This is a genomic window from Halomonas sp. PGE1, from assembly GCF_013000985.1.
Classification (GTDB): domain Bacteria; phylum Pseudomonadota; class Gammaproteobacteria; order Pseudomonadales; family Halomonadaceae; genus Halomonas; species Halomonas alkalicola.
This window is the reverse complement of sequence record NZ_CP053032.1, coordinates 2,308,804-2,335,440: the sequence shown is the minus strand read 5'-3', so window position 1 is coordinate 2,335,440 and position 26,637 is coordinate 2,308,804. Positions and strand designations below refer to the sequence as shown.

Genomic DNA, 26,637 nt, shown 5'->3' with positions numbered 1-26,637 from the left:
ACCGGCCGTGAGGCGGACCCCATACGAGGGAGTGAACATGGGTGCACTGACCAAGGCCGAGCTGGCCGAGCATCTGCATGCCGAGCTGGGCCTCTCCAAGCGCGAGGCCAAGTCCATGGTGGAAGCCTTCTTCGAGGAGATCCGGGCCTGCCTGCGCGAGAATGAACAGGTCAAGCTGTCCGGTTTCGGCAACTTCGACCTGCGCGACAAGCGCGAACGGCCGGGCCGCAACCCCAAGACCGGCGAGGAGATCCCGATCTCCGCCCGGCGCGTGGTGACTTTTCGACCCGGCCAGAAGCTCAAGAGCCAGGTGGAGGGCTACCGCGGCGACGCCTGATCTTCGCCGTGCCACCCTGCGTAGAACGCCACCCTTCGGGGTGGCGTTCTACGTTCCTTATACGCCGCCGCCGTTCTCCAGTGCCCAGGTGATCACCACCTTGAACACATAGCCCAGGATGCCGGCGCCCAGCACGACGAAGAGCATGAGGGTGCCGAAGCGTCCGGCGTTGGACTTCTTCGCCAGGTCCCAGATGATGAAGCCCATGAACAGGATCAGGCCGCCGATCATGATCGGGGTGATCCAGGTCTCGAAGGTCTGCTGCATGTCGCCTCCGTGCAGGGGATGAAAGACCCAGCATTATACTGGGTCATCCCGCCCGGCGCAGGGCCCGGGGTGCGGCGAAACGCCTCGTCGGGGGATGGGCCGCGCCAATGAGTCGTGTTAATATCCGAGTGGAATTCTCAGGTAAATCCAAGACATGCCCATGCTCAAGATCTTCGTCGGTACCATGTATGGCGGCGCCCTGGACGTCGCCGAGCAGGTCAAGCCGCTGTTCGAGGAGGCCGGCTTCGAGGTGGCCATCCTCGAGAATCCCGTCCTCGAGGACCTCACCGGGTCGGATATCGACCTGGCGCTGTTCTGCGTCTCCACCACCGGCAGCGGCGACTACCCGGGCAACTTCGTGCCCTTCGCCCGGGCCATCGCCGAGCAGAGCCCCGGGCTCTCCTCGCTGCGCTACGGGCTGATCGCCCTGGGCGACAGCTCCTACGGCGAGACCTTCTGCGGTGCCGGGCGTCAGCTCGACGAGCTGTTGCAGGGGCAGGGCGCCCAGCGTCTCGGCGAGCGGCTGGAGGTCGATGCCATGGAGACCTTCATGGCCGATGACGCCGCCTTGCCCTGGGCCGAGGAGTGGATCGAGTCCCAAGCGCTCAAGGTGGCCTGAGATGGGCGCCCAGCCGACCCCCGAACGGCTCAGCCTGATGCTGGGCCTTGCGCTGCTGATGCTGTCGACCATCCCCCGCTACCTGGTGGGCGGCCACGACAACCGCTTCAACCTGATCCTGATCGCCCTGCTGGTGGTGGCCGGCGTGGCGGTGGCCCACTGGCGGATGCTCGAGGCCGAGGCACGCCGGCGCCTGCCGCCCCTGATGGGGCGGCTGGGAGTGTGCATGGTGGCAGGCCTGGCGGGGATGGGGCTCTACCACGCCCTGTTCACCGACTTCATCGGCTGGGAGCTGCTGATTGCCCACGGCGCCACCCTGGGGCTGCTGCTGCACGCCCTCGGGCTGTGGATCAAGGCGCCTCGCTAGGCCTGCCACAGGCAAAGAGCCAACAAGCCTCAAGCATATGCGACAAGGAGCAAGCGTCAGGGACCTCCCCTGGGCTTGCTCCTTGCGTTGGTGAGCCTTGATCTCCTGAGGCGTGCGGCTCAGCCCAGGGTGTAGCAGGGCTCGTAGTCGCCGGAGAGCTTCATGCGGCCTTGGGCGACGAAGGAGTCGAGGAGCCGGTCGAGGCGCGCCATCAGCTCCTCCTCGGCGTGCAGGCGGAAGGGGCCGTGGGCCTGAATGGCGCGGATTCCCTGTTCCTTGACGTTGCCGGCGACGATCCCCGAGAAGGCGCGGCGCAGGTTGGCGGCCAGCTCATGAACCGGCTGGTTGCGGTGCAGGGCCAGCCCGGCCATGGCCTCGTGGGTGGGCTCGAAGGGCTCCTGGAAGGGGCGGTCGATGGTCAGGCGCCAGTTGTAGTAGAAGGCGTCCTGGCGCGCCCGGCGGTACTCGGCCACCGCATCGATGCCCTTGCGCATGGCGCGGGCCACCTCGGTGGGGTCGTCGATGATGATGCGATAGCGCTGACGCACCGTTTCCCCGAGGGTGTAGACCAGGAACTCGTCGATGCGCGCGAAGTACTCGGCGCTGTTGGCCGGCCCGCTGAAGATCACCGGCAGTTCCATGTCGGCATTGTCCGGATGGAGCAGGATGCCGAGCAGGTAGAGGATCTCCTCGGCGGTGCCCACCCCGCCCGGGAAGACGATGATGCCGTGGCCCAGGCGCACGAAGGCCTCCAGGCGTTTCTCGATGTCGGGCATCACCACCAGTTCGTTGACGATGGGGTTGGGCGCCTCGGCGGCGATGATGCCGGGCTCCGAGACCCCCAGGTAGCGGCCCTCGCGACGGCGCTGCTTGGCATGGGCCACGTTGGCGCCCTTCATGGGGCCCTTCATGGCGCCCGGGCCGCAGCCGGTGCAGATGTCCATCTCGCGCAGGCCCAGGTGGTAGCCGACGTCCTTGCTGTACTCGTACTCCTCGCGGGAGATGGAGTGGCCGCCCCAGCAAACCACCAGGCTGGGATCGCGGCCGGGCTTGAGGGTGCCGGCCTTGCGCAGGATATGGAACACGGCGTTGGTGGTGCCCTCGCCGGTGCTCAGGTCGAAGCGCTGGTGGCCCTGGATCTCGTTGTAGACGTAGACGATGTCGCGCAGCACCGAGGAGAGGTGCTCGCGGATGCCGCGGATCATCTTGCCATCCACGAAGGCCTCGGCAGGGGCGTTGGTGAGCTTGAGGCGGATGCCGCGGTCCTGCGGGATCACCTCGATATCGAAGTCCCGGTAGGCCTCCATCAGGGCGACGCCGTCGTCGATGGGCGAGCCGCAGTTGAGCACCGCCAGGGAGCAGCGGCGCAGGATGTCGTGCAGGCCGGCCTTGGAGGTGTCGTGAAGGCGACTCACCTCGTGCTGGGAGAGGATCTCGAGGCTGCCTTCCGGGGAGATGATGCTGGAGATGGTATCGGGCATAGAGGCGTCCTTGTCGCGGGTGTCGTCTGTGCCGATGCTATCACGGCACGCTTGCGCCCGGTGCTACAATGGCCTGCCCACCCCTCATCTGGCCCGCCATGTTCAACGCGCTCTACTTTCGCACCTTCATCACCCTGGTCGAGACCGGCAGCTTCACCCAGACGGCGCGCCGCCTGGAGATGACCCAGCCCGGCGTCAGCCAGCACGTGCGCAAGCTCGAGCAGTACCTGGAGAAGCCGCTGCTGGAGCGTCACGGCCGGCGCTTTACCCTCACCGAGGCGGGGCGGCGGGCCTATGACTATGCGCTGAAGCTGTTTGCCGACCACGAGCAGTTTCGCCACTCCCTGGATGCCGACTCCCTCTTCTCGGGGGAGTGCCGGCTCGCCTCGCCAGGCAGCGTGGGGCTGATGCTCTACCCCTTCCTGCTCGGGCAGCAGCAGATGCACCCCGGCCTCTCGGTCAGCTACAGCTTTGCCTTCAACCACGAGATCGTCCAGGACGTGCTGGCCGGCCGCTACGACCTGGGCATCGTCACCGACACCCTGCGCCAGCCTGACCTTAAGGTGGAACCCTGGCACCGCGAGCCCCTGTGCTTGGTGGTGCCGGCGGATTTCGCCGGCAGCGGGCTCGCCGAGCTGATGGGCATCGGCTTCGTCAACTACTACGATGGCCTCAACCACGCCAGTGCGCTGCTGCGCAGCAACTTCCCCCGCGAGTTTCGCTCCATGAGCCACTTCCGGCGCCAGGGCTTCACCAACGAGGTGGGCATGGTGCTGGATGCGGTGGCCCGGGGGCTAGGTTTTACCGTGGTCTCGCGGCTGGTGCTGGAGACCTCGCCCTGGCAGCGCCAGGTCAAGGAGCTGGACCTGCCGGTGGCGGTCCACGAGACCTTGCATCTGGTCACCCGCGCCGGCAGCGAGATGCCGCGCCGCTACGTGCGCCTGCTCGAGGATTTCCGGGAGCAGCGTCGCCAGGCGCTCTCCGGCTTCGGGGAGCTCCCGGCCCCGCTGTGACGGCAGCGCCCGGGTGGGCGCTGCCGCTTCGGTCACTCTCCGCCGTGTGCGTGGGAGACGTAGCGAGCCACGGCGTCGATCTGCTCGCTGGAGAGCGCCTCCTCATAGGCCGGCATCACGCCGACGCCGCGGGCAACGGCGGCGCGGATGGCCTCAGCGCTGGGCTTCAGCTCATCCAGGTTGGGGCCAATGGCGCCCGAGGAGCCGGCATCCTTGAGGGTGTGGCAGATGGTGCAGGAGGGGGTCGCGGTTTCGGTGAACACCTGCTTGCCGAGGGTCAGGGTCTCATCGGCAGTGACGGGCAGTGCGGCCAGCAGGATGACGGCTGCCAGCGCGGAGATTCGGGGTCTTGCCATCGGGAGTCCTCTTCTTGCGGGGAGGGCCGGAGAGCGGCCGTCGGCGGCCGCCCTCCGGGGTGCGATCAGGCCACCGTCACGGTGACGCCGTGGTCCTCCCAGCCGTTGTGCAGGTAGCCGCGCTCGTTCTCGTAGCGCTCGCGGGGCTGGCTGTTGCCGTCCTCGTCGGTGGCGCGGGAGACGATGCGGTAGTCGCCGGGCGATAGCTCGGTGGCGAGCACGAAGGGGCGCCAGGCATAGGGGCCCAGGTCCGGTCCGATCAGCTCGGCGTCCTGCCAGTTCTCCCCGCCATCCAGCGAGACCTCGACCCTGTCGACGTTCCGGGTGCCGCCGAAGGCGACGCCGTAGATCAGGTTGCGCCCTTCATGGGTGCTCTCCAGCGGCAGGGTCACCCAGGATTTGACGTTCATCTCCCACATGGAAGGCTGGTCGGGGGAACCGCCGACGCCGACCTCGCGGATGCGATAGCCGCTGGTCTGGATCCGCGCCTCGGTCTCCTCCTCGGTCAGGGCAACCCGCTTGACGTACTTGACGTTGTTGACCCCGTAGTAGCCGGGAATCACCAGGCGCAGCGGGCCGCCATGGGCGAGGTCCAGGGGCTCGTCGTTCATCTCCCAGGCGAGCAGGGCGGTCTCCATGGCCTCCATCGGGACAGAGCGCTCCACCATGATGTCCTTGGGATCCAGTCCCTCGGGAATCTCCTCGCCGCCGGTGCCGGTGAGGAAGCGGACGCCGTCGGCGGGGCCGCCCAGCTCGTCGATCACGTGCTTGAGCGGTACGCCGGTCCAGACCACGCAGCCCGCCGCGCCGACGGACCACTGGGTACCGCTGGCGCCGTGGGGGAAGAAGGCGCGGCCGTTGCCGGAACACTGCAGCACCGAGGCCACCGAGGTGACATCGATGCGCTTGAGCTCGCCGACCGTCAGGGTGCGTGGCGCGTTGACGCCCTCGATGGAGACTTCCCAGGCGTCCGGGTCGTCGGTGATGCTGGCATCCGGCGCCGGCAGGTTGTTGCGCACGAACAGCGTGCGGCTGGGAGTGACCACGCCGCTGCGGATCGCGCCGCGCTCGGTCTCGATGGTCTCGCGCCCGTGAACGATCAGGTCCTGCTGGCGTTTCCAGGCCACGTAGTCGGGGAGTGAGGTGGCCTGTTCCGCCCGGGCGACCGGGGTCAGCTGCATCAGGCCCAGGGCCGCCAGGGCGCCGGCGCTGCCCTTGAGCAGGGTGCGCCGAGCCGGGTTGTCCAGGGTATGGGAGGGTTCCCGAGTCATGCCGTCAGAAGGGGAGGTCATGCCGTCTCTCCTGTGATTGTTATGGTGTCGTTCGGAGATCAGGTGCGGGCGTCACCGCCCGAGCCCGTCATATGATTATAAGATTCATTACCTGCGAGGTCAAACCCAGCCCTAAACGCAGCAGGCCCCGCCATGGGCGGGGCCTGCTGCGATCGAGGACGGCGCTTCCGATCAGTCGCGGTACTCGTCGATGCTCGGGCAGGAGCAGACCAGCTGCCGGTCGCCGAAGACGTTGTCGACGCGGTTCACCGCCGGCCAGTACTTGGCCGCCTTGACCGCCTCCGAGGGGAAGGCGCCGAGCTCCCGGGAGTAGGGGCGCTCCCAGCTGTCGTCCATCAGGTCGGCCTGGGTGTGCGGCGCGTTCACCAGCGGGTTGTCGTCCGCCGGCCACTCGCCGGCCTCGACCCGCATGATCTCCTCGCGGATCGCGATCATGGCGTCGCAGAAGCGGTCGATCTCGTAGAGGGACTCCGACTCGGTGGGCTCGATCATCAGCGTGCCCGGTACCGGGAAGGACATGGTCGGGGCGTGGAAGCCGTAGTCCATCAGGCGCTTGGCGATGTCCTCCTCGCTGATGCCCGAGGCCGCCTTGAGCGGACGGATGTCGATGATGCACTCGTGGGCCACGCTGCCGTTCTCGCCACGATAGAGCACCGGGTAGTGCTCGCCGAGGCGGGCGGCGATGTAGTTGGCGTTGAGGATGGCGAGCTCGGTGGCTTCGCGCAGGCCCCGTGCACCCATCATCTTGATGTAGGCCCAGGAGATCGGCAGGATCGACGCCGAGCCGAAGGCCGCCGCCGAGACCGCGCCGCAGTCGGCGTTGACGCCGGGGATGGGAGTGACCACGTGGTTCGAGACGAAGGGCGCCAGGTGCGCCTTGACGCCGATCGGACCCATGCCCGGGCCGCCGCCGCCGTGGGGGATGCAGAAGGTCTTGTGCAGGTTGAGGTGGCTGACGTCGCCGCCGAAGTCGCCGGGACGGGTCAGGCCCACCTGGGCGTTCATGTTGGCGCCGTCCACGTAGACCTGGCCGCCGTGGGCATGCACGATCGCGCACACCTCGCGCACGTTGGCCTCGAAGACCCCGTGGGTGGAGGGGTAGGTGATCATGATCGAGGAGAGCGCCTCGCTGTGCTGCTCGGCCTTGGCGCGCAGGTCGTTGACGTCGATGTTGCCCTGTGCGTCGCACTCCACCACCACCACCTTGAGGCCGACCATGGCCGCCGAGGCGGGGTTGGTGCCGTGGGCGGAGCTCGGGATCAGGCAGACATCCCGGTGGCCTTCGCCGATGGCGGCCTGGTAGCGGCGGATCGCCACCAGACCGGCGTACTCGCCCTGGGCGCCGGAGTTGGGCTGCATGGAGATGTGGTCGTAGCCGGTCACCTCAACCAGGAAGGCGGCCAGCTCGTCGATCATCTGCTGGTAGCCGGCCACCTGGTCGCGGGGCACGAAGGGGTGCACGTTGGCGAACTCCGGCCAGGTGATCGGGATCATCTCGCTGGTGGCGTTGAGCTTCATGGTGCAGGAGCCGAGCGGGATCATCGCGTGGGCCAGCGACAGGTCCTTGTTCTCCAGGCGCTTGAGGTAGCGCAGCATCTCGGTCTCGCTGCGGTAGCGCTTGAAGGTCGGGTGGGTCAGGAAGTCGCTCTCGCGCCGCGACGCCGCCGGAATCCCGCTGGCGCCCTCGGCCACGGCACGCTCGTCCAGGGCGGCCACGGAGAGGCCGTGCTCCTCGCCCACCAGCACGTCAAACAGTACGTCCAGGTCGTGGGCGGTGGTGGTCTCGTCGAGGCTCACGCCCACGTCGCCATTGTCGAAGTAGCGCAGGTTGATCTCGTGGGTCAGGGCGCGGCCGTGCAGCTTGCCGGCATCCACGCCGGTCAGGCGCAGGGTGTCGAACCAGCTGTCGTGGGCAAGCTTAATGCCCTTCTCCCGGAGGCCCGTGGCCAGCAGGGTGGTCAGGCGATGAATGCGGGAGGCGATGGTGCGCAGCCCCTCGGCACCGTGGTAGACCGCATAGAAGCCAGCGATATTGGCCAGCAGCGCTTGGGCGGTACAGATGTTGGAGGTGGCTTTCTCGCGGCGGATGTGCTGCTCGCGGGTCTGCATCGCCATGCGCAGCGCCTGGCCGCCACGGCTGTCCTGGGAGACGCCGATGATGCGGCCGGGAATGGAGCGCTTGAGCTTGTCGGTGGTGGCGAAGAACGCGGCGTGGGGTCCGCCGAAGCCCATCGGAACGCCGAAGCGCTGGGTGGTGCCGATGACGATGTCGGCGCCCAGCGCCCCCGGCTCCTTGAGCAGCACCAGGCTCATGATGTCGGCGGCCACGCAGGTCATGATGCCGCGCTCGGCGGCGGCGCCGAGCAGCGGCGCCAGGTCATGGACCCGGCCGCTCTCGCCGGGGTACTGCAGCAGGGCCCCGAAGGCCTCCACCTCGGCCAGCTGCTCGACCGGGGCCACCACCAGCTCGAAGCCGAAGTAGGCGGCCCGGGTGCGCACCACGTCCAGGGTCTGGGGCAGCACGTCGTCGGCGACGAAGAAGACCTCGCTCTTGGCCTTCTTGTTGGCGCGGTGGCACAGCGCCATGGCCTCGGCGGCGGCGGTAGCCTCGTCCAGCAGCGAGGCGTTGGCCAGCTCCATGCCGGTCAGGTCCATCACCATCTGCTGGAAGTTGAGCAGTCCCTCCAGGCGGCCCTGGGAGATCTCCGGCTGGTAGGGGGTGTAGGCGGTGTACCAGCCCGGGTTCTCCAGCACGTTGCGCTGGATCACCGGCGGCAGGTGAGTGCCGTGGTAGCCCTGGCCGATATAGCTCTTGAACACGCGGTTCTGACGCGCCAGGCGCTTCAGGTAGTCCAGCGCCTCCGCCTCGCTGCGCGGCGGGTCCAGCTCGAGCTCGCGGCCCAGGCGGATATCCGCCGGCACGGTGCGCTCGATCAGCGCCGAAAGGCTCTCCACCCCGAGGGTGGCCAGCATGGCCGTCACGTCCGCCTCGCGGGGACCGTTGTGGCGTTGCAGGAAGTCATCGTGGGCGGCCAGGTCGGCCAGGCGGCGAGTGTCGATCGGCATGGGGGCACCGTAGCGTGGGTCAGGGGCGTCGAGGGGACGACGCAGGCGTTGAAATCAAGGCCCCGGCCAGGGCGGCCGGGGCAGCAGGGAGCGTCGCGGCGGCCTCAGTCGTCGGACTGGGCGACGGCGGCGTAGCCGTCAGCATCCAGCAGGTCGTCGAGCTGGGCGCTGTCGTCCAGGCGAACCTTCATGATCCAGCCGTCCGCATAGGGGGCCTCGTTGACGGTCTCGGGGGCGTCCTCGAGCGCTTCGTTGACGGCGATGACCTCGCCGGCCACCGGGGCGTAGAGGTCGGAGGCGGCCTTGACCGACTCGATCACGCCGAACTCCTCCTTCACGGCGAGGGTGCGGCCGACCTCGGGCAGCTCCACGAACACCACGTCGCCGAGCGCCTGCTGGGCGTGGTCGCTGATGCCGATGGTCACGGTGCCGTCACCGTTGTCCAGCACCCATTCGTGGCTGTCGGCGTAGCGGAGGTTGGCAGGAATTGAGCTCATGAGAATTTCCTATACGAAAAAGGTTTTCTGGATGTGCAAATGCTAACGCCATCGACGGCGTTTGGCGAGCCCCCGCGGCGTATCCGGGGCGTACTCCCGCCTCCAAGGGTGGCCTGGCGGTGGCCTTTCGTCCAGCCGCAGGCCCCGTCACGGGGAGATTTGGCCTCGTCACTGGTGGTCAACGCCGCCTGGGGTCACGGCTCGGCGCCGGGCAGGCGGCGCGGGGCGACGATGCCGGCGAGACTGACTATCCTGCGGGTAGCGGCATGGCTTCGCGGGCCCTGTTCGTGTTTCTCATCGGAAACATGTTTTCACCGAATGGGGCAAGAATTGAAGTTGAGTCTTTCGTCAGGCTGGTGAAGAGGCGGCAAGATCCGCTATGTTAGCGCGGTTCGTTTCGTCGATCCTGCGCATGGCCAACGCCACGGCGGGATGATCGCCTGGCATTGCGGGGCGTGGTCGGCGAATCAAAACAACAATCGCAAAGGGAGATTCACGTGGAAACCTTGAACAGTATCTTTGGGGCCATCAACGGCGTGGTGTGGGGGCCGCTGATGCTCATCCTGCTGCTGGGGGTAGGCCTCTACCTCCAGATCGGCCTCAAGCTGATGCCGCTGCGCAAGCTCGGCATGGGCTTCAAGCTGATGTGGCAGGGGCGGGATGCCAAGCCGGCGCCCGGCGAAAAGAAGAAGGACGATGACGGCGAGATCTCGCCCTTCAACGCCCTGATGACGGCGCTTTCCGCCACCATCGGCACCGGCAACATCGCCGGCGTGGCGACCGCCATCGCCCTGGGCGGCCCCGGTGCGGTGTTCTGGATGTGGATCACGGCGCTGGTGGGCATGGCCACCAAGTTTGCCGAGGCGGTGCTGGCGGTGCGCTACCGCGAGACCGACAGCACCGGCTACCATATCGGTGGTCCGATGTTCTACATCAAGAACGGCCTGGGCAAGAAGTGGCTGTGGCTGGGTGGCGCCTTCGCCTTCTTCGGGGCCGTGGCGGCCTTCGGCATCGGCAATACCGTGCAGTCCAACTCGGTGGCCGACGCCCTGGATTCCACCTTCGGCATCCCCCATGGGCTCACCGGCGTGGTGATCATGGTGCTGGCCGGTGCGGTGATCCTGGGTGGCATCAAGCGGATCGCCAAGGTAGCCGGCAAGCTGGTGCCGATCATGGGCATCCTCTATGTGATCGCCGGTATCCTGGTGCTGATCGTCAACGCTGGCCAGATCGGCGAGGCCTTCCGGCTGATCTTCTACTACGCCTTCAACCCGATCGCGGCGGCCGGCGGCTTCGCCGGGGCGGCGGTGATGGCGGCCATTCGCTTCGGTGTGGCCCGCGGCATCTTCTCCAACGAGGCGGGCCTGGGCAGTGCGCCCATCGCCCACGCCGCTGCCAGGACCAAGAACCCGGTGCGCCAGGGCATGATCGCCATGCTCGGCACCTTCATCGATACCATCATCATCTGCACCATCACCGCCCTGGTGATCCTGACCTCCACGGTGTGGATCGAGGGGGAGGCCGGCGCCTCGCTGACCGCGCTCTCGTTCGACGCGGCCCTGCCGGGCTTCGGCAACCAGATCGTGTCGGTGGCGCTGGCGGTCTTCGCCTTCACCACCATCCTCGGTTGGTCCTTCTACGGCGAGAAGTGCTTCCAGTTCCTGTTCGGTACCCGCTCGATCATGCTCTACCGGGTGCTGTTCGTGCTGGCGATCCCGCTGGGGGCCATGGCCAACCTGGGCTTCATCTGGTTGATGGCCGACACCTTCAACGCCATGATGGCGATTCCCAACCTGATCGCCCTGGCGCTGCTGTCGCCGGTGGTGTTCAAGCTGACCCGAGACTACTTCGACGGCAAGGAGGTCCTGCCGGGCGAAGAGCTCGACCACGACAAGGGCTGAGGCTGGCCCGATGACGACGGGAGGTGCCATGGCACCTCCCGTCCTTGTTTGCGAGACTCGAAGACGAGGGAGAGAAGATGAGCGAACTCAAGCACACCCCGCTGCATGGTCTGCATCGGGAGCTGGGCGCGAAGCTGGTGCCCTTCGCCGGCTACGAGATGCCGGTTCAGTATCCGCTCGGTGTCAAGAAGGAGCACGAGCATACCCGCAGCGCCTGCGGCCTCTTCGATGTCTCCCACATGGGCCAGCTGCTGCTGCGGGGGCCGTCTCCGGCCGAGGCGCTGGAGACCCTGGTGCCGGCGGATATCGCAGGCCTCGAGCCGGGCTGGCAGCGCTATGCGCTGTTCACCAGCGAGGCGGGCGGCATCCTCGACGACCTGATGGTGGTCAATGCCGGGGACCATCTCTACCTGGTGGTCAATGCCGCCTGCAAGGAGCAGGACATCGCCCACCTGCGCCGCGGGCTCTCCGCTGGGCATGAGCTCGAGGTCCTCGACCGCTGCCTGCTGGCCCTGCAGGGCCCCAAGGCCGCCGAGGTCATGTCGCGCCTCTGCCCGGCGGCCTGCGAGATGGTCTTCATGCAGCACGGCCGCTTCGAGATCGATGGCTTCTCCGTGTGGGTCAGCCGCAGCGGCTACACCGGCGAGGATGGCTTCGAGATCTCGGTGGCGGCCGAGCAGAGCGAGGCACTGGCGCGGCGCCTGCTGGCCGAGTCCGAGGTGGAGGCGATCGGCCTGGGCGCCCGGGACTCCCTGCGCCTGGAAGCTGGGCTCTGCCTCTATGGCCACGATATCGACACCGAGACCACGCCGGTGGAGGCGGGGCTGGTGTGGGCGATCGGCCAGCCGCGGCGCCGCGGCGGAGAGCGTGCCGGTGGCTTCCCCGGGGCGGATGTGATCCTGCACCAGATGCACGCGAAGGATCACCAGCGCAAGCGGGTCGGGCTGCTGGGGGAGGGGCGTGCGCCGGTGCGCGAGGGTGTCGAGCTGTTCGATGCCGAGGGCGGTCGCATCGGGATCGTCACCTCCGGCGGCTTCGGTCCGTCGGTGGGGCGGCCGGTCGCCATGGGCTACGTGGCGGTGTCCCATGCCGAGATCGGGACCCAGGTGTTCGCCGATGTGCGTGGCAAGCGCCTGCCGATGACGGTCAGCAGGATGCCCTTCGTGGCGCCGGGCTACTACCGCGGCTGAATGCGGGGAACTGATGGACACAGGACGGCCACCTTCGGGTGGCCGTCCTGTATTCGGGGCGCGGCGGTTGTTTTTATACCGTTAACTTGTCGTCGTGCTCGCCCGTAGGAATCCCCCCGCCACTCGCCGTGCCTAGCCTCTTATCCAACGAAACGTCAGGCTGATGCGCAGCCCGGGGATTCGCCGCGGCAGCAGGGCGTGCTGCAGGGTACGCTGCACGCCGGGCCCCATGACCAGCAGGCTGTCGTGGGGCAGCCAGGCATTGAAGGGCGCGGCGGCTCCCGCGACTCCGGCAGGGGCCGCGCTCGGCTTCCGGCGAAAGCGCAGCGGGCGCTCGGCCCCCAGCGAGACGGCGGCGATCAGCGGCTCGCGTCCGAGCTCGGGCTCGTCATCGCTGTGCCAGCCCATGCGCTCCTCGCCGCCCGCATAGCGATTGAGCAGCACGCTGTTGAAGCCGGCCTGCATGCCGTGGTCTGCCAGGGCGGCGATCACCCGATCCCGCAGTTCGGCCACGGCTGGGTGCCAGGGCTCGGGGCGAAAGTCCCGACCGGAATAGCGATAGTGCGCCTCGGGGTCGCCCATCCAGACCTGGGCGCGGGGAATGAGGTGCTCACGGCCGTAGAGGCGCAGGGTGGGGCGCTGCCAGGCGAGCTCGGCATCGAGGGTGTGAAGCAGCCGGGAGGCATGGGGCTCCCCCAGCAGGGGAGCCGTGAGCCACAGGGGCGGGTCGGGCAGCAGGATCTCGGTCGGCATCGCCCAAGGATGCCACGGCGGTGCTGATCCGACGAGCCGTGCGCCGAGCGTCAGCCGACCAGGGCCAGGCTCGCGCCGGCGAACAGCAGCCCGAGCAGGGCGCCGGCCACCACATCGCTCAGGTAGTGCAGGCCGAGGCCAACCCGTGAGAGGGCTATCAGCAGCACCAGCGGGACCAGCCAAGGCGCCAGCCAGGGCAGATGGTTCGCGGTCAGCACAAGGAACATCACCGCATGCATGGTGTGGCCGCTGGGAAAGCTGTAGCGGTCCCGGGCCGGCTCGTGGGAGCGCACGTTGCCCACGAAGGTGATGAAGGGACGCTCCCGGCACAGGCGCGTCTTCACCAGGCGGTAAACGGCAATGGCGACCAGGGCCGTCAGGGTGTACTGCACCAGGTGCCGCCAGCCGCCGCTCTCCTGCAGCAGCGGCTGGGCGAGCACCAGGGCCACCCAGGCGGGCCAGTCCCCGAGACGGCTGGCCAGGCGGAGCAGCCAAAGCCAGGGGCGATAGAGGTTGAGGCGGCCGATGCGCTGGCAGAGTCGCCACTCCAGCAGGTCGAGGCGGTCAAGCAGGGCGGGGGCGCGAGTGTCCATGGGGAGTCTCCCGGGCGTGGTCGAGAACAGCGAGGAAGGCGTCGGCGATCGCCGGCCAGGCGTAGGCCAGCGCCCGCTCACGGGCATTTCGCCCCAGGCGGGCCCGTCGGGCCGGCTGCTGGCAGAGGGTAACGGCGGCCTCCCGGAAGCCGGCGACGTCCTCCACTGCCGGCGCCAAGCCGTTGAGGTCGTGGTCGATCAGCTCGGCGCCGGCGGCATGCCGAAAGGCCACCGTGGCCAGGCCGCTGGCCATCGCCTCGAGCAGCACGTTGCCCCAGGTCTCCGAGAGCGAGGGGAACAGGAAGAGGTCGGCGCTGGCATAGTGGCGCGCCAGGTCGTCGGCGGGGATGAAGCCGGTGAAGTGGGCATGGGGCAGCGAGGCCGCCAGGGCCTTGCGTCCCGGGCCGTCGCCGACGATAACGATGCGCGCATCGGGGCGGGCCTCGCCGATGGCCACGCAGCTCTCCCGCAGCAGCGCCAGGTTCTTCTCCGGGGCCAGGCGTCCCACGTGGAGGATGACCGGGGTGTGTTCGCCGGCCCCCCAGCGGGCGCGCAGGGCGGGGTCGCGGTGGGCCGGGGAGAAGCGCTCCCCGTCGATGCCGCGTGCCATGACCCGCACCTCCCGGAAGCCATCGGCCGTGAGCGCCTCGGCCTGACTGCGGGTCGGCACCAGGGTGGCCTGGCTGCGGTTGTGGAAGGTGCGCAGGCGGCGGCGCACCGGGCCGCTCAGCCAGGGAACGCCATAGTCATGGCAGTAGTGGTCGAAGTTGGTGTGCCAGCCGGCGACGCTGGGGATGGCCAGGCGCCGCGCGACACCCTGCGCCGACCAGCCCAGCGGGCCCTGGGTGGCGAGGTAGACCACGTCGGGGCGCTGTTCACGCCAGAACTGGGTGAGGCAGCGGGCGGCGGGCAGCCCCAGGCGGACCTCCCGGTAGCCCGGCAGCGAGACGCCGCGCACCCGAAGCTCGGCCTCCATGCCCTCGCTGCGTGGCGCCGGTGAGGCCGGTCGCGGACGCACCAGCTGCAGGCGATGGCCGCGTGCGATGGCTTCCCGGCTCAGGTGACCCAGGGTATGGGCGACGCCGTTGATCTCCGGCGCCCAGGTTTCGCTGACCAGACAGATACGCATGTGCATCCCCGCGGCGTGGCGGGCCCGTCATGGGCCCCGTCACCCGTCGAGGATGGGCCTGCGCGATGACACCCCGGCGACGCCGGGGTGACGGTTGCATGACGCGGTTCAGCGCAGTACGCGGCGCGGATCGATCGGCTTGCCGCCGTGGCGCAGGTCGAACAGCAGGTCATGGCGCTCGCTGGTGCTGCTGTAGCCCACCTCGCAGAGCGGGTCGCCGCGGCTGACCCGGGCGCCGTTGGCGACCAGGGTGGTCTCGCACAGGGCGTAGACGCTCTGCAGGTTGTCGGCGTGGTGGACGATGACCACCTGCCCCAGCTGGCGCATGCTGTCGGCGAAGCGCACCTCGCCATCGGCTACTGCGCGGGCCCGGGCGCCGCGGCCGGTGGCCAGCAGCATCGGCTGCAGGGTCCCGCGGCTGTCGGCACCGAAGGCACGCACGATGCGGTAGTCCTCCAGGGGCCAGGGCCAGTTGCGGGCCGAACTCGGCAGGTTGCCGGGGTCGGGGAGGCTGGCTCGCGCCGGGGCGGCGGCGCCCCCCGACCCGCTCGAGCCGGCTTGCGCCGGGCGAGAGGCACCGGCCGAGGCGCCGCCGGCGAGGGGGACCTGGATGAGCTGGCCGACCCTCAGGGCGGTGGGCTGGACCCCGGGGTTGGCGGCCTGGATGCGCGACGCACGGGTGCCGAAGCGGCGCGCGATGCTCGAGTAGGTATCGCCGGGCCGCACCTGGTAGCGATAGGGGCCGCCGGAGGGGGCACGCTCCTGCTGGGTGGGCATCAGCAGGCGCTGGCCCACGGCGAGGCGCCGCGGGTCCACGTCGGGGTTGAAGCGCTGCAGGCGTTCGAGGGGCACCTGACCGCGTCGCGCGATCTCGCCCAGGGTATCGCCGCGCTGCACCACCACCCAGCCGCCGCTCTCGGCGGTGGCGTTGGTGCGGGCGCTGTCGGGGGCGTCGGGCCGCGAGGCGCAGCCTCCCAGCAGCAGCGCCGCCAGCATCAGCGCGAGAGCGAGTCGTCCTTTTCCTGCCACAGGGCGTTGAGCCATGAGTGGAAGCGCTCCTTGAGGTCGGGGTCGTCCTGATAGTCCCCCTCGAGCATCCAGGCCGGCACCGGAAGGACGCGCGCCTTCATCACCACGCGTTGCTCCTGGCCGCACAGGAAGCCCCAGAAGGTGGGGTCGGGGTTGTCATAGCTCAGGGTCACGTCGAGGACCCCTTCCAGCCGGTCGCCGAGCAGGTTGATCACCTGGGCGATGCCGCCGGCCCTGGGGCGCAGCAGTTGGCGGAAGGGGGCGCCCTGGGCCTCGCGCTTGGCCGGCGTGAAGCGGGTGCCCTCGAGGAAGTTGAAGATGGCGATGGGCGCCTCCCGGGCGCGGTGGCACATCCGCTCGGTGGCCTCCTGGTCGCGGCGCGCCAGGTGGGGGTGGCGGGCCCGCTGCTCGGCGCTCATGCGGCGCATGAAGGGGTACTCCAGGGCCCACCAGGCCAGCCCCACGATGGGGATCCAGATCAGCTGACGCTTGAGGAAGAAGCGCGGCATGGGGATGCGGCGGTGCAGGGCGAAGAACAGCACGAAGATGTCGGTCCAGCTGCGGTGGTTGGAGATCACCAGCCACCACTGGTCGCGGCGCAGCCCCTCGGGGACCTCGATCTCGAAGCGTGGCTTGAGCCAGTGGCGCATCCACCACAGGTTGACGCCGATCCAGTTGAGGGCCACGGCGTTGAGCCCACCCAGGACGCGCCGGCGCAGTCGCCGGCCGGGGGTCACCAGCTTGAGCAGGGTGAGCAGGATCAGCGGAACGCCCCAGAACAGGGTGTTGAGGGTGAGCAGCACAAGGCTGACGAGACCCTTGAGGGTCGGCATGCGTCTCTCCGTGTGCAGTGGGAGGGGCAAGGATGCGGCAATGCTAAAGGATCGTCGGCCGGCTGCCCAGCGTCCTCACTCGGCCACCGGCTCGGCTCGGCCGAGGGTCTCCACCAGCACCTGGCGAAGCGCGAGCGCGGCGGCGGAGAGCTCGCCGTGGGTGAGCATGCCGACGGCGTGCTCGATGGCCGGGTCGTCCAGCGGCAGGCAGCGGGCGCCGAGCTCCTCCATCTGCCGGGCGCACAGCGAGGGCACCGCGCTGACGCCCAGGCCGCTGGCCACCATGCGCCCCACGGTGGCCAGCTGGTGGCTCTCGAAGGCGGACGGCAGACTGATGCCGCGTTCGCCGAGCTGCTGTTCGAGCAGCCGGCGCACCATGGAGGGGCGCTGCAGGGCGATGAAGTCGTGGGTCAGCAGGGTCTCCCAGCTGAGCCTCTGGTGATGGGCCAGCAGCGAGCGGGGCGGCACCACGGCCACGAAGCGGTCGACGAACAGCGGGGTGAAGGCCAGGCTGCCTACCGCCTCGGGCTCGAAGGCGATGCCCAGCTCCACCTGACGGTCGCGCACCATGTCGATGACCTGCTCGTTGATCACGTCGTGGACCGTGACGTTGATGCGCGGATGGCGACTGCGGAAGGCCATCAGCGCCGGCGGCAGCAGGTTGCTGGCGAAGGACGGCATGGTGGCCACCGCCAGGCGACCCAGCTGCAGGGTGAAGCGCTGGCGCATCAGCTCCTCGGTGTTGTCCCACTCCGCCAGCAGCCGCTTGGCCAGCGGCACGAAGGATTCACCCTCCGGGGTCAGGCGCACGCTGCGGGTAGTGCGGATCAGCAGTCGCCCCCCCAGGCTCTCCTCGAGCCCCTTGATGGCCAGGCTCAGCGCCGGCTGGGAGAGATGCAGCCGTTCGCAGGCCTGGGTGAAGCTCAGGGACTGGGCCACGGCGAGGAAGGCGCGAAGCTGCTTGACGGTCATGGCATGCTACCAAGGTCAAATTTATAAGCCGGATTGATCAATCAATAAGAAAAACAAACTTAACAAATATATCACCAGGCACAACACTGGGGCCATCGTGTCCCCAGGGACCCGCTATCCTTCACCCCCGAGCCGCCTCCAGGGCGCCGACACCACAGCGTCCCCCTGGCCAGGCTCATTCACAACAACATGAGGCGCCACTCACTATGGCCGGATTCGACAAGCGCGTTAACTCCTACGAAGAGGCGATGGCAGGCATCGAGAGCGGCATGACCGTCGTTGCCGGCGGCTTCGGTCTCTGCGGCATCCCCGAGAACCTGATCGCCGAGATCAAGCGCCTGGGCGTCAAGGACCTCACCGTGATCTCCAACAATTGCGGCGTCGACGGCTTCGGCCTCGGCATCCTGCTGGAGGACAAGCAGATCAGCCGGATCTACGCCTCCTACGTGGGCGAGAACGCCATGTTCGAGCAGCAGATGCTCAACGACGAGATCGAGGTGATCCTGACGCCCCAGGGCACCCTGGCCGAGAAGATGCGGGCCGGGGGCGCGGGCATCCCCGCCTTCTACACCGCCACCGGCTACGGCACCCCGATCGGCGAGGGCAAGGAGGTGCGCGAGTTCAACGGCCGTCACTATATCCTCGAGGAGGCGTTCCACGCCGACTTCGCCATCGTCAAGGGCTGGAAGGCCGATCGCTACGGCAACGTGGTCTATCGCGACACCGCCCAGAACTTCAACCCGCTGGCCGCCACCTGCGGCAAGATCACCGTGGTGGAAGTGGAGGAGATCGTCGAGCCGGGCGAGCTCAAGCCGGACCAGATCCACACCCCGGGCATCTATGTCGATCGCATCATCCAGGGCAGCTTCGAGAAGCGCATCGAGAAGCGCACCGTCCGCGAGGCCTGAGGCCGTAGCGATGCGTTGACCGCCGGCCCGGCCGGCGCTTCCTGAGCTTCTCCCCCGAAGCTGTTACATCGAACAACGAGGCAACAAGATGGCACTTACTCGCGAACAGATGGCAATGCGCGTGGCGCGCGAACTCGAGGACGGCTTTTACGTCAACCTGGGCATCGGCATCCCGACCCTGGTGGCCAACTACGTGCCGGACGGCATCGACGTGATGCTGCAGTCCGAGAACGGCCTGCTCGGCATGGGTCGCTTCCCCACCGAGGAGGAGGTCGACGCGGACATGATCAACGCCGGCAAGCAGACGGTGACCGCCCGCCCTGGCGCGGCGATCTTCGACTCCGCGGAGTCCTTCGCCATGATCCGCGGCGGCCACGTGGACCTGACCGTGCTCGGCGCCTTCGAGGTGGATCAGGAGGGCAATATCGCCTCCTGGATGGTCCCGGGCAAGCTGATCAAGGGCATGGGCGGTGCCATGGACCTGGTGGCCGGTGCCGAGAACATCATCTGCACCATGACCCACGCCTCCAAGCACGGCGAGTCCAAGCTGCTCGAGAAGTGCAGCCTGCCGCTGACCGGCGCGGGCTGCATCAACCGGGTGCTGACCGACCTGGCCTATCTGGAGATCAAGGACGGCGCCTTCCACCTCAAGGAGCGCGCCCCGGGCGTCTCCGTGGAGGAGATCGTCGAGAAGACCGCCGGCAAGCTGATCGTTCCGGATCACGTGCCGGAGATGACCTTCGACTAATCACGTCACGTGTGAGACATGCCGGCCCGGTCGCGATGCGACCGGGCCGGCGTCGTTCGGGGCGGTGAAACGGCTGGCGCTCAGGCGATCTCGCAGCGGGTATGGTGGGGCAGCAGCAGCTCCACGGCGCGCTCCTGGTTGGCGCTGACCGATTTCTGCACCAGGGCGAGCCCGCCGCTCTCGATGCGGTGCTCGTCGCCCTCGGCAAAGGGCAGGCGCTGGGAGCAGGCCGGGTAGAAGCGGTAGTCGAGCAGCCCGGAGACCGGGAAGATGCCGTGGTGGCGGTCGCTGCTGCCGCTGAAGCCGCTCTCGCCGAGCCGCGCATCGAAATACTCGAGGGAGTCCCCCAGGCGCTGGCAGTCGAAGCCGGCATGGTGGAGGCGGGGGCCGTTGACGGCCAGTAGGCCGGCCAGGGGGTGGGCCTCGCACAGCCTCTGGTAGGTGTCCCAGTCCGGCATTGGCCAGGGGCGTCCGCGGCACAGCAGGTTCTGACCGCGCTGATCGGCCACCGGGGCCTGGGCCATCAGGGATTCGAGCCGCTGGCGCGGTTCCCGGGAGAGGGTGCCCAGCTGCAGCTCGGCCAGTACCAGCCAGGGGCCATCGTCCGGCGGGGAGAGCAGGGTCACCAGCAGCCCGCGGTCGGCCATGGCGTGGCGGTGCCCGGGGCGATAGCCCAGATGCGCCAGGCTGGGCATCAGGGCATCCATGCTCCAGGGCCCATGGTTAAGTGTCAGCAGCGCGAGATATTCCGCGGGGGCGTCCACCGGCCATAACCGCAGGGCGCCCACTTCCGGGTGCTGATGAATATAGTCCAGCCACAGCTGCTGGACGAACTCTTCCCTCTGCATCTCGCTGGCTTCCCTTGTCGTCTGATGCTGGCGGGAAGTATAGGCGGGTGCCGCCCGGGGGCTTTCAACGCCGCGATGACGCTTCTGGGTAGCCGGAAGCGCGCTGCAGGGAGGGGCGCTGGCTCAGACGCTGCGGGCCGGCTCCAGCAGGCGATGCTCGCGCACATACTGCTCGAACTCGGTGTAGCCGCCGATCGGGGTCTCGTCGATGAAGATCTGCGGCACGGTATGCACCGGCTTGCCGATGGTCTTCTCCAGATCGGCCTTGGTGATGCCCTCCGCCTGGATGTCCACGTAGCGGAAGCCCTCGATGGCGCCGGCGCCCTGCAACCGGGTGGCCAGCTCGTTGGCGAAGACGCAGAAGGGGCAGCCGGGGCGGCCGAAGATGACGACGAACATGCGGACTCCTGGTGGGGAAGCGGTCGGATGGTGTCGATTGTGACGGATCGACACCGGGCGCGCCAATAGTCGACATCAAGAGGCACCATTGGCGGGCCCTATGGGGGCGCGGTGTGCTTCAGCGCGGGATGCCCTCGCCGCTGTCGGCGCGGCGCAGCAGCTCGCCCAGCTCTCGGTGGATGGCGGGGCTCGCCACCAGCAGGTTCTCGCCGTAGAGATCCTCGGGGAAACCTTCGGGGCGGGGGTAGAGGTGCCCGGTGCGTGCGCCGGCCTCCCGGGCGATCAGCCAGCCCGCGGCGAAGTCCCAGGGTGAGACGCTCTCGTAGTAGGCATCGAGCCGGCCACAGGCCACGTCGCAGAGGTCCAGCGCGGCGGAACCGTTGCGGCGCACGTCCTGGCAGCGCTCGAGGACCGCCGTCAGGCGGCGCATCAGCGGCGGGCGGCTGTCGCGGCGGTAGGGGAAGCCGGTGCCCACCAGGCTGCGCTCGAGGCTGCCGCGGCGACTGGCCTGGATGGGCCGCCCGTTGCAGTGGGCCCCCTGGCCGTCGAGCGCCGTGAAGGTCTCGCCGAGGAAGGGTGCGTGGACTACCCCGAGGCGCACGCGGCCCGCCACGGCCCAGGCGATGGAGACCGCCACGTGGTGGAGGCCGTGGGCGAAGTTGACGGTACCGTCGATGGGGTCCACCACCCACAGCGGCGCCGGGCTGCCAAGCACCTCGCGATCCGGGGCGAGCTCCTCGCTGAGTCGCGCCTCGCCGGGAAAGCTCGCCTCGAGCCGTGCGCTGATATGGGTGTCGACGGCGACATCCACATCGGTGACCAGCTCGTGCCCCTGCTTGTAGCGGTGGCCGAAGGTCCGCTGTTCCCGCGCCTCGCGGATCATCTGGCCGGCCTCCCGGGCGATCTCGACGGCCAGGGCCAGGCGTTCGGCATCGGTCATGACGGGCTCCATGGGGTGGGAAACGGCCTTCCAGCATAGCAGGCCGGGCTGAACCGCGGGGAGGGCGACGCTATACTGCCGCCCACTTGCCGAGGAGCCCACCATGCATGCCCTGACCGCCGAGCAGTATGCCCGCCTGCGCCAGCTGGCCGAGGCCTGGACCCATGCGCACCTGCGCGACGCCAAGGCGTCGCCGACCTTCAACCCCCGGCTGGCCGCCGATGCCCTCTGTTTCCAGCGCCACACCGACCCCGAGCTCGGCGAGCAGCTGGTGGGGGCCCTGGTCACCCCGGTGTCGCTGTGGCTGGCGATGGTGCCCGCGGCCGACAGCGCCGAGATGCCCGAGGCGGGCAGCCGCCACTGGCTGGCGCTGCCCTCGGGGGAGTACCCGCTGGAGACCGTCGCCCTGGGGGAGTCGGCCTGGTGTCGGCGCCTGGTGCTGCTCGACGATCTCTCCGACGTGGCCAGCCGACCGGCCGCGAGCCGGCTGGCCCAGCAGCTGATGGAGCGGGTGATGGCCGATGGCTCGCCCGGCGATGGTAGCGCCTGAGAGCAGGCGGCCTTATGCTGGGGGCGCTTCATTTCTCCAGCCCCGCGCGCTGGGCATGACAACGAAAAGACAAGGAGCTGCTGATGTCAGGAACCGCCCCCATTACTCCCCGCGTTGCCCTGGTGACCGGCACCTCGAGCGGCATCGGTGAAGCCGTGGTGCGCCACTTCTGCGCGCAGGGCCACCAGGTGCTGGCCGTGGACTTCAACCCGGCCGGTGCCGAGGTCGCCGAGCAGGCCGGCGCCGTCTTCTTCCAGGCCGACCTGACCGATGGCGAGGCCTGCAAGGCGGCAGTGGCGGAGGCCATCCGCCGCTTCGGGCGGGTGGACATCCTGGTCAACAATGCCGGGATCCAGCATGTCGCCCCCATCGAGGCGTTTCCGGAGGAGAAGTGGCGCCAGATCATCGACCTGATGCTGACGGCGCCCTTCCTGCTGACCCAGGCCGTCTGGCCCTCCATGCGCGAGAATGGCTGGGGTAGGGTGATCAACATCGCCTCGGTGCATGCCCAGGTGGCCTCGCCCGGCAAGTCCGCCTACATCAGCGCCAAGCACGGCATGATCGGCCTGACCAAGACCGCGGCGCTCGAGGGCGGGGCCCAGGGCATCACCGCCAACGCCATCTGTCCGGCCTATGTGAAGACTCCGCTGGTGGACAATCAGATCGCCGACCAGGCGAAGCTCCACGGCATGGAGGAGCAGCAGGTGATCGAGCAGATCATGCTCAAGAACGCCGCCGTGAAGCGTCTGATCGAGCCCGCCGAGGTGGCCGAGCTGGTCGCCTACCTGGCCTCGGATGCCGCTGGTGCGGTCACCGGCTCGAGCTGGAACATCGACCTGGGCTGGACGGCGCAGTAAGCGCCAGCGCCCTGCCGTAGGCGCCGAGCTATATGCAAACCCCGAGGCCATGGCCTCGGGGTTTGCGTCTGAGGGTCGGCATCGCTTCCTGGCCGCTTGCCGCGTTATCGCCTCACCGGCCGCTTCTGCAGCTTGCGCTGCAGGGTGCGTCGGTGCATCCCCAGGGCGCGGGCGGTGGCGGAGATGTTGCCATCGTGCTCCTGCAGCACCTTCTGGATATGCTCCCACGCCAGGCGGTTGATGGAAGGCGGCTGCTCGGCCACTTCCGTCTCCGGGTCGCCGCCCTCCCGGCCGAAGGCCGCCAGCACCTCGTCGGCATCCGCCGGCTTGCAGAGGTAGTTCACCGCCCCCAGCTTGATCGCCTCCACGGCGGTGGCGATGCTGGAGTAGCCGGTCAGCACCACGACGCGGCACTCGGGCACCACCTCGAGCAGCTCCGGCAGCAGCTTCAGCCCCGAGTCGTGCTCGAGCTTCAGGTCGAGGGTGGCCAGCGCCGGGCGCTGCTGATGCGCCAGGGCCAGCGCCTGCTCGGCGTCGTGGGCCACCACGACCTCGAAGCCGCGGCGGCGCATGGCGCGGTCCAGCACGTGGCAGAACATCTCGTCGTCGTCGATGATCAGCAGCCGTTCGGCTGTGGTTGGCTCTTGCATGGCGTCCTCGTCACGTCGGGTCATGGCTCAGCTGGCCGGTTCGCTGCGCGGCAGCACCACTTCGGTCAGGGTGCCGCCTTCGGGATGATTGTACAGGCTCACGCCGCCGCCGAGACGGTTGATGGTGGCGTGGGTCAGGAACAGCCCGATCCCGAGCCCCTTGCTCTTGGTGGAGATGAAGGTCTCGCCCAGCTGGTCGGCGATGGCGAGCGCCACGCCGGGGCCATGGTCGCGGATGTCGATCACCACCTCCTGGGTGTTCCAGTCGAGGCTGATCAGGATGTCGTCCGGGTTGGCATCGGCTGCGTTGTCGAGCAGGTTGGTCAGCGCCTGCTCCAGGGTGGTGTCCACCGAGATCCAGGGGCGCCCCCGGCGCTCCGCCACCGCCATGCGGTGGCTGACATCGGGGCGCAGCACCAGCCAGCGCTGCACCACGGCGGCCAGCCACATCTCGGCGTCGCGCACCTGGGGCTCCCCCATGCGCCGTCGGTCGGCGTTCTCCACCAGCTGGCGCAACCGCGACTTGCAGGTGTCCACCTGCTGGCGCAGCAGCTCGATGTCCTTGACCAGTGCGGGGTTGTCGCGGGCCTCATCGCGCATCTCGGTGAGCAGGACCGCCATGGTGGAGAGCGGGGTCCCCAGCTCGTGGGCGGTGCCCGCCGCCTGGGTGGCGACGGCCAGCACCTGCTCGTTGCGCAGCGCGGCTTCCCGGGTGCGCGACAGCGCCTGCTCCCGGCTGCGCAGCGCATGGGCCATCTTGTAGATGAAGAAGGTCACCAGCCCCGCCGACAGGGCGAAGTTGAGCCACATCCCCAGCACGTGAAGGCTGATGCCGTGATCGGCATGGCTGCCGTGGGCCAGCTGGGGCACAGGGTGGTACTGCACCATCAGCAGCGAGTAGGCCAGCAGGGCGGTGGTGGCGATGATCCAGGCGAAGCGCCAGGGCAGGGTGGCGGCGGCGATGGTCACCGGCACCAGGTAGTAGGTGATGAAGGGGTTGTTGGAGCCGCCGGTGAAGTAGAACAGCAGGGTGAGCCCCGCCACATCGGCCAGCAGGTGGGCCAGGTACTCGCCGTGGGAGACGGCGCGGTGACGTCCCAGGCGCCACCAGGTGGCCAGGTTGACCAGCGCCATCGCCAGTATCACCCCGATCACCGCCTTGACCTGGAGCGTGAAGCCGAGCAGTTCCACGCCGATGATCACCCCGACCAGGAAGCCGGTCCAGGTGATGCCGCGCACGATGGTCAGGCGCACCAGGTTGCGGCTGGGGGTGGAGAGGGGCAGTGGCTGGGTGGTGGTCATGGCGGCTCCTCGCTGACGGCTATCCATCATACCCGCTGCCGGGCCGCCCTACATTTCGCCGGCCGACCGGCGTAGAATGCGGCCACTGCCGAACCGGCACTCATTCACGCACCCATGACGGTGCCTCGACGACGAACCCCATCGATGTCAGACGCCACACTGGCCCGCGAAGTCGGGCTGCGCAGGACCTTCGCCATCATCTCGCACCCCGATGCGGGCAAGACCACCATCACCGAGAAGATGCTGCTGTTCGGAAACGCCATCCAGATGGCCGGCTCCGTCAAGAGCAAGCGCGCCGACCGCCACGCCACCTCCGACTGGATGAAGATGGAGCAGGAGCGCGGCATCTCGGTGACCACCTCGGTGATGCAGTTCCCCTACGGTGGGCGCATCGTCAACCTGCTCGACACCCCCGGCCACGAGGACTTCTCCGAGGATACCTACCGCACCCTGACCGCGGTGGACTCGGCGCTGATGGTGATCGACGGCGCCAAGGGCGTCGAGGACCGCACCATCAAGCTCATGGAGGTGTGCCGCCTGCGCACCACCCCGATCCTCACCTTCGTGAACAAGATGGACCGCGATATCCGCGACCCCATTGAGGTGATGGACGAGGTGGAGACAGTGCTCAACATCCAGTGCGCGCCCATGACCTGGCCCATCGGCATGGGTCGCCACTTCAAGGGGGTCTACCACCTCTACAACGACGTCATCCACCTCTATACCCAGGGGCAGGGCAGTCGCATCCCCGATGACAAGCGTATCGAAGGGCTCGACAACCCTGAGGTGGACGCCGTGCTGGGCGAGGACCAGGCGGAGGAGCTGCGCATGGAGGTGGAGCTGGTACGCGGTGCTTCGCACGCCTTCGACCTCGAGGCCTACCGCCGCGGCGAGCTCACGCCGGTCTACTTCGGGACCGCCATGGGCAACTTCGGCGTGCGCGAGATGATGGACGGCTTCGTGGAGTATGCGCCACCCCCGCAGTCACGGGAGACCGACACCCGCACCGTGGAGGCCAACGATTCACGCTTCACCGGCTTCGTGTTCAAGATCCAGGCCAACATGGATCCCAACCACCGCGACCGCATCGCCTTCCTGCGGGTCTGCTCGGGCAAGTACGAGAAGAACATGAAGATGCGCCATGTGCGCATCGGCAAGGACGTCAAGATCGCCGACGCCCTGACCTTCATGGCCTCGGACCGCTCCCAGGTGGAGGAGGCCTGGCCCGGCGACATCATCGGCCTGCACAACCACGGCACCATCCAGATCGGCGACACCTTCACGGTGGGCGAGGAGATGCGCTTCACCGGCATCCCGCACTTCGCCCCGGAGCTCTTCAAGCGGGTGCGCCTGAAGGACCCGCTCAAGATGAAGGCGCTGCAGAAGGGGCTCCAGCAGCTCTCCGAGGAGGGGGCCACCCAGGTCTTCATGCCGCTGGACAACAACGACCTGATCCTCGGTGCCGTCGGGACCCTGCAGTTCGACGTCGTCGCCCACCGCCTCAAGGAGGAGTACAAGGTGGAGGCGATCTACGAGGGGGTGAACGTCAACACCGCGCGCTGGATCTATAGCGACGATGCCAAGAAGCTCGAGGAGTTCAAGCGCAAGGCGAGCGCCAACCTCGCCATCGACGGCGGCGGCTACCTGACCTACATCGCGCCGACCCGGGTCAACCTGCAGATGACCCAGGAGCGCTGGCCGGAGATCCGCTTCCAGCCCACCCGGGAGCATTGAGATACC

The 26,637-nt window shown here is 68.4% G+C and carries 28 protein-coding genes; 11 read left to right on the top strand and 17 right to left on the bottom strand.

Going from position 1 to position 26,637, the window contains the following annotated elements; all coding sequences use genetic code 11:
• Window positions 1–37: 37 nt before the first annotated feature.
• Complete coding sequence (ihfA, locus tag HIR79_RS11075; protein WP_110068640.1) at window positions 38–337, top strand: integration host factor subunit alpha; 300 nt, start codon at window positions 38–40, stop codon at window positions 335–337.
• Window positions 338–394: 57 nt separating this feature from the next.
• Here the strand turns inward: ihfA and HIR79_RS11070 are convergent, their stop codons facing one another.
• On the bottom strand, window positions 395–604 hold the full coding sequence (locus tag HIR79_RS11070; RefSeq protein ID WP_110068641.1) for a DUF2788 domain-containing protein: 210 nt from the start codon (window positions 602–604) through the stop codon (window positions 395–397).
• Between the two features lie 154 nt (window positions 605–758).
• Here HIR79_RS11070 and HIR79_RS11065 point away from each other — a divergent pair, with 154 nt between their 5' ends.
• Together HIR79_RS11065 and HIR79_RS11060 are read left to right on the top strand one after the other, a co-directional pair.
• Window positions 759–1,223, top strand: a complete 465-nt coding sequence (locus HIR79_RS11065) for a flavodoxin domain-containing protein (RefSeq protein WP_110068642.1) — start codon at window positions 759–761, stop codon at window positions 1,221–1,223.
• Between the two features lies 1 nt (window position 1,224).
• Window positions 1,225–1,590 (top strand): hypothetical protein, encoded by a 366-nt coding sequence (locus HIR79_RS11060; protein WP_169958397.1) that lies wholly within the window; start codon window positions 1,225–1,227, stop codon window positions 1,588–1,590.
• A gap of 119 nt (window positions 1,591–1,709) precedes the next feature.
• Here HIR79_RS11060 and ppnN read toward each other — a convergent pair whose 3' ends face one another.
• Entirely contained in the window at window positions 1,710–3,071 is a 1,362-nt protein-coding gene (gene ppnN / locus HIR79_RS11055; RefSeq protein WP_283241836.1) for a nucleotide 5'-monophosphate nucleosidase PpnN, read from the bottom strand.
• Window positions 3,072–3,169: 98 nt separating this feature from the next.
• Here ppnN and HIR79_RS11050 point away from each other — a divergent pair, with 98 nt between their 5' ends.
• Window positions 3,170–4,084, top strand: a complete 915-nt coding sequence (locus tag HIR79_RS11050; RefSeq protein ID WP_169959548.1) for a LysR family transcriptional regulator — start codon at window positions 3,170–3,172, stop codon at window positions 4,082–4,084.
• A 32-nt stretch (window positions 4,085–4,116) separates the two neighbouring features.
• On the opposite strand, the gene sorU is transcribed toward HIR79_RS11050, so the two are convergent.
• The 4 genes from sorU to gcvH all read right to left on the bottom strand — a co-directional run bounded on the left by sorU (window position 4,117) and on the right by gcvH (window position 9,295).
• Window positions 4,117–4,440 (bottom strand): SorU family sulfite dehydrogenase c-type cytochrome subunit, encoded by a 324-nt coding sequence (gene sorU, locus HIR79_RS11045; protein WP_169958396.1) that lies wholly within the window; start codon window positions 4,438–4,440, stop codon window positions 4,117–4,119.
• A gap of 65 nt (window positions 4,441–4,505) precedes the next feature.
• Window positions 4,506–5,732, bottom strand: coding sequence for a SorT family sulfite dehydrogenase catalytic subunit (gene sorT / locus HIR79_RS11040; RefSeq protein ID WP_169958395.1), 1,227 nt, complete (start codon window positions 5,730–5,732; stop codon window positions 4,506–4,508).
• A gap of 171 nt (window positions 5,733–5,903) precedes the next feature.
• Window positions 5,904–8,798, bottom strand: a complete 2,895-nt coding sequence (gcvP, locus tag HIR79_RS11035; protein WP_169958394.1) for an aminomethyl-transferring glycine dehydrogenase — start codon at window positions 8,796–8,798, stop codon at window positions 5,904–5,906.
• 104 nt (window positions 8,799–8,902) lie between these two features.
• Window positions 8,903–9,295 (bottom strand): glycine cleavage system protein GcvH, encoded by a 393-nt coding sequence (gcvH, locus tag HIR79_RS11030; protein ID WP_110068646.1) that lies wholly within the window; start codon window positions 9,293–9,295, stop codon window positions 8,903–8,905.
• 497 nt (window positions 9,296–9,792) lie between these two features.
• Between gcvH and HIR79_RS11025 the strand changes: the two genes are divergently transcribed.
• Together HIR79_RS11025 and gcvT are read left to right on the top strand one after the other, a co-directional pair.
• Window positions 9,793–11,196 carry an alanine/glycine:cation symporter family protein gene (locus tag HIR79_RS11025; RefSeq protein WP_110068647.1) on the top strand — a complete coding sequence of 468 codons (1,404 nt, stop codon included), beginning with the start codon at window positions 9,793–9,795 and terminating at the stop codon, window positions 11,194–11,196.
• 77 nt (window positions 11,197–11,273) lie between these two features.
• Complete coding sequence (gene gcvT, locus HIR79_RS11020; RefSeq protein ID WP_169958393.1) at window positions 11,274–12,386, top strand: glycine cleavage system aminomethyltransferase GcvT; 1,113 nt, start codon at window positions 11,274–11,276, stop codon at window positions 12,384–12,386.
• Between the two features lie 132 nt (window positions 12,387–12,518).
• Here the strand turns inward: gcvT and HIR79_RS11015 are convergent, their stop codons facing one another.
• The 6 genes from HIR79_RS11015 to HIR79_RS10990 all read right to left on the bottom strand — a co-directional run bounded on the left by HIR79_RS11015 (window position 12,519) and on the right by HIR79_RS10990 (window position 17,695).
• Window positions 12,519–13,139 (bottom strand): alpha-ketoglutarate-dependent dioxygenase AlkB family protein, encoded by a 621-nt coding sequence (locus HIR79_RS11015; protein WP_169958392.1) that lies wholly within the window; start codon window positions 13,137–13,139, stop codon window positions 12,519–12,521.
• Between the two features lie 50 nt (window positions 13,140–13,189).
• The gene (locus HIR79_RS11010) at window positions 13,190–13,732 is read right to left on the bottom strand and encodes a phosphatase PAP2 family protein (RefSeq protein WP_119021007.1); all 543 of its coding nucleotides are present in this window, start codon (window positions 13,730–13,732) and stop codon (window positions 13,190–13,192) included.
• Complete coding sequence (locus tag HIR79_RS11005; RefSeq protein ID WP_110068651.1) at window positions 13,704–14,861, bottom strand: glycosyltransferase family 4 protein; 1,158 nt, start codon at window positions 14,859–14,861, stop codon at window positions 13,704–13,706. Before HIR79_RS11005 ends, HIR79_RS11010 begins: the two co-directional genes overlap by 29 nt.
• A gap of 108 nt (window positions 14,862–14,969) precedes the next feature.
• Window positions 14,970–15,905, bottom strand: coding sequence for a LysM peptidoglycan-binding domain-containing protein (locus HIR79_RS11000; RefSeq protein WP_110068652.1), 936 nt, complete (start codon window positions 15,903–15,905; stop codon window positions 14,970–14,972).
• Window positions 15,857–16,723 (bottom strand): 1-acylglycerol-3-phosphate O-acyltransferase, YihG family, encoded by an 867-nt coding sequence (yihG, locus tag HIR79_RS10995; protein ID WP_169958391.1) that lies wholly within the window; start codon window positions 16,721–16,723, stop codon window positions 15,857–15,859. The genes HIR79_RS11000 and yihG overlap by 49 nt, the downstream gene beginning before the upstream one ends.
• A 75-nt stretch (window positions 16,724–16,798) precedes the next feature.
• Entirely contained in the window at window positions 16,799–17,695 is an 897-nt protein-coding gene (locus HIR79_RS10990) for a LysR family transcriptional regulator (protein ID WP_169958390.1), read from the bottom strand.
• A gap of 206 nt (window positions 17,696–17,901) precedes the next feature.
• Between HIR79_RS10990 and HIR79_RS10985 the strand changes: the two genes are divergently transcribed.
• Together HIR79_RS10985 and HIR79_RS10980 are read left to right on the top strand one after the other, a co-directional pair.
• Complete coding sequence (locus HIR79_RS10985; RefSeq protein WP_169958389.1) at window positions 17,902–18,603, top strand: CoA transferase subunit A; 702 nt, start codon at window positions 17,902–17,904, stop codon at window positions 18,601–18,603.
• Between the two features lie 88 nt (window positions 18,604–18,691).
• Window positions 18,692–19,351 carry a CoA transferase subunit B gene (locus HIR79_RS10980; RefSeq protein WP_110068656.1) on the top strand — a complete coding sequence of 220 codons (660 nt, stop codon included), beginning with the start codon at window positions 18,692–18,694 and terminating at the stop codon, window positions 19,349–19,351.
• 80 nt (window positions 19,352–19,431) lie between these two features.
• Here HIR79_RS10980 and HIR79_RS10975 read toward each other — a convergent pair whose 3' ends face one another.
• From HIR79_RS10975 to HIR79_RS10965, 3 genes are all read right to left on the bottom strand, one after another.
• Window positions 19,432–20,199 (bottom strand): VOC family protein, encoded by a 768-nt coding sequence (locus HIR79_RS10975; protein ID WP_110068657.1) that lies wholly within the window; start codon window positions 20,197–20,199, stop codon window positions 19,432–19,434.
• Window positions 20,200–20,322: 123 nt separating this feature from the next.
• Window positions 20,323–20,598 carry a GrxA family glutaredoxin gene (locus tag HIR79_RS10970; protein WP_110068658.1) on the bottom strand — a complete coding sequence of 92 codons (276 nt, stop codon included), beginning with the start codon at window positions 20,596–20,598 and terminating at the stop codon, window positions 20,323–20,325.
• Window positions 20,599–20,716: 118 nt separating this feature from the next.
• Complete coding sequence (locus HIR79_RS10965; RefSeq protein WP_110068659.1) at window positions 20,717–21,538, bottom strand: inositol monophosphatase family protein; 822 nt, start codon at window positions 21,536–21,538, stop codon at window positions 20,717–20,719.
• A 103-nt stretch (window positions 21,539–21,641) separates the two neighbouring features.
• On the opposite strand from HIR79_RS10965, the gene hybE reads away from it, so the two are divergent.
• Together hybE and HIR79_RS10955 are read left to right on the top strand one after the other, a co-directional pair.
• Entirely contained in the window at window positions 21,642–22,088 is a 447-nt protein-coding gene (gene hybE / locus HIR79_RS10960; RefSeq protein WP_169958388.1) for a [NiFe]-hydrogenase assembly chaperone HybE, read from the top strand.
• An 83-nt stretch (window positions 22,089–22,171) separates the two neighbouring features.
• Window positions 22,172–22,945, top strand: coding sequence for a 3-hydroxybutyrate dehydrogenase (locus HIR79_RS10955; RefSeq protein WP_110068661.1), 774 nt, complete (start codon window positions 22,172–22,174; stop codon window positions 22,943–22,945).
• A gap of 104 nt (window positions 22,946–23,049) precedes the next feature.
• Here the strand turns inward: HIR79_RS10955 and HIR79_RS10950 are convergent, their stop codons facing one another.
• Both HIR79_RS10950 and HIR79_RS10945 read right to left on the bottom strand, forming a co-directional pair.
• Window positions 23,050–23,595, bottom strand: a complete 546-nt coding sequence (locus tag HIR79_RS10950; RefSeq protein WP_110068662.1) for a response regulator transcription factor — start codon at window positions 23,593–23,595, stop codon at window positions 23,050–23,052.
• Window positions 23,596–23,622: 27 nt separating this feature from the next.
• A complete protein-coding gene (locus HIR79_RS10945) occupies window positions 23,623–24,897 on the bottom strand; it encodes an ATP-binding protein (RefSeq protein ID WP_169958387.1) in 1,275 nt (424 codons plus the stop codon).
• 144 nt (window positions 24,898–25,041) lie between these two features.
• Between HIR79_RS10945 and prfC the strand changes: the two genes are divergently transcribed.
• Window positions 25,042–26,631: a peptide chain release factor 3 gene (gene prfC / locus HIR79_RS10940; protein WP_169958386.1), complete on the top strand. Its 1,590-nt coding sequence runs from the start codon at window positions 25,042–25,044 to the stop codon at window positions 26,629–26,631.
• The last annotated feature ends 6 nt before the right edge of the window (window positions 26,632–26,637 follow it).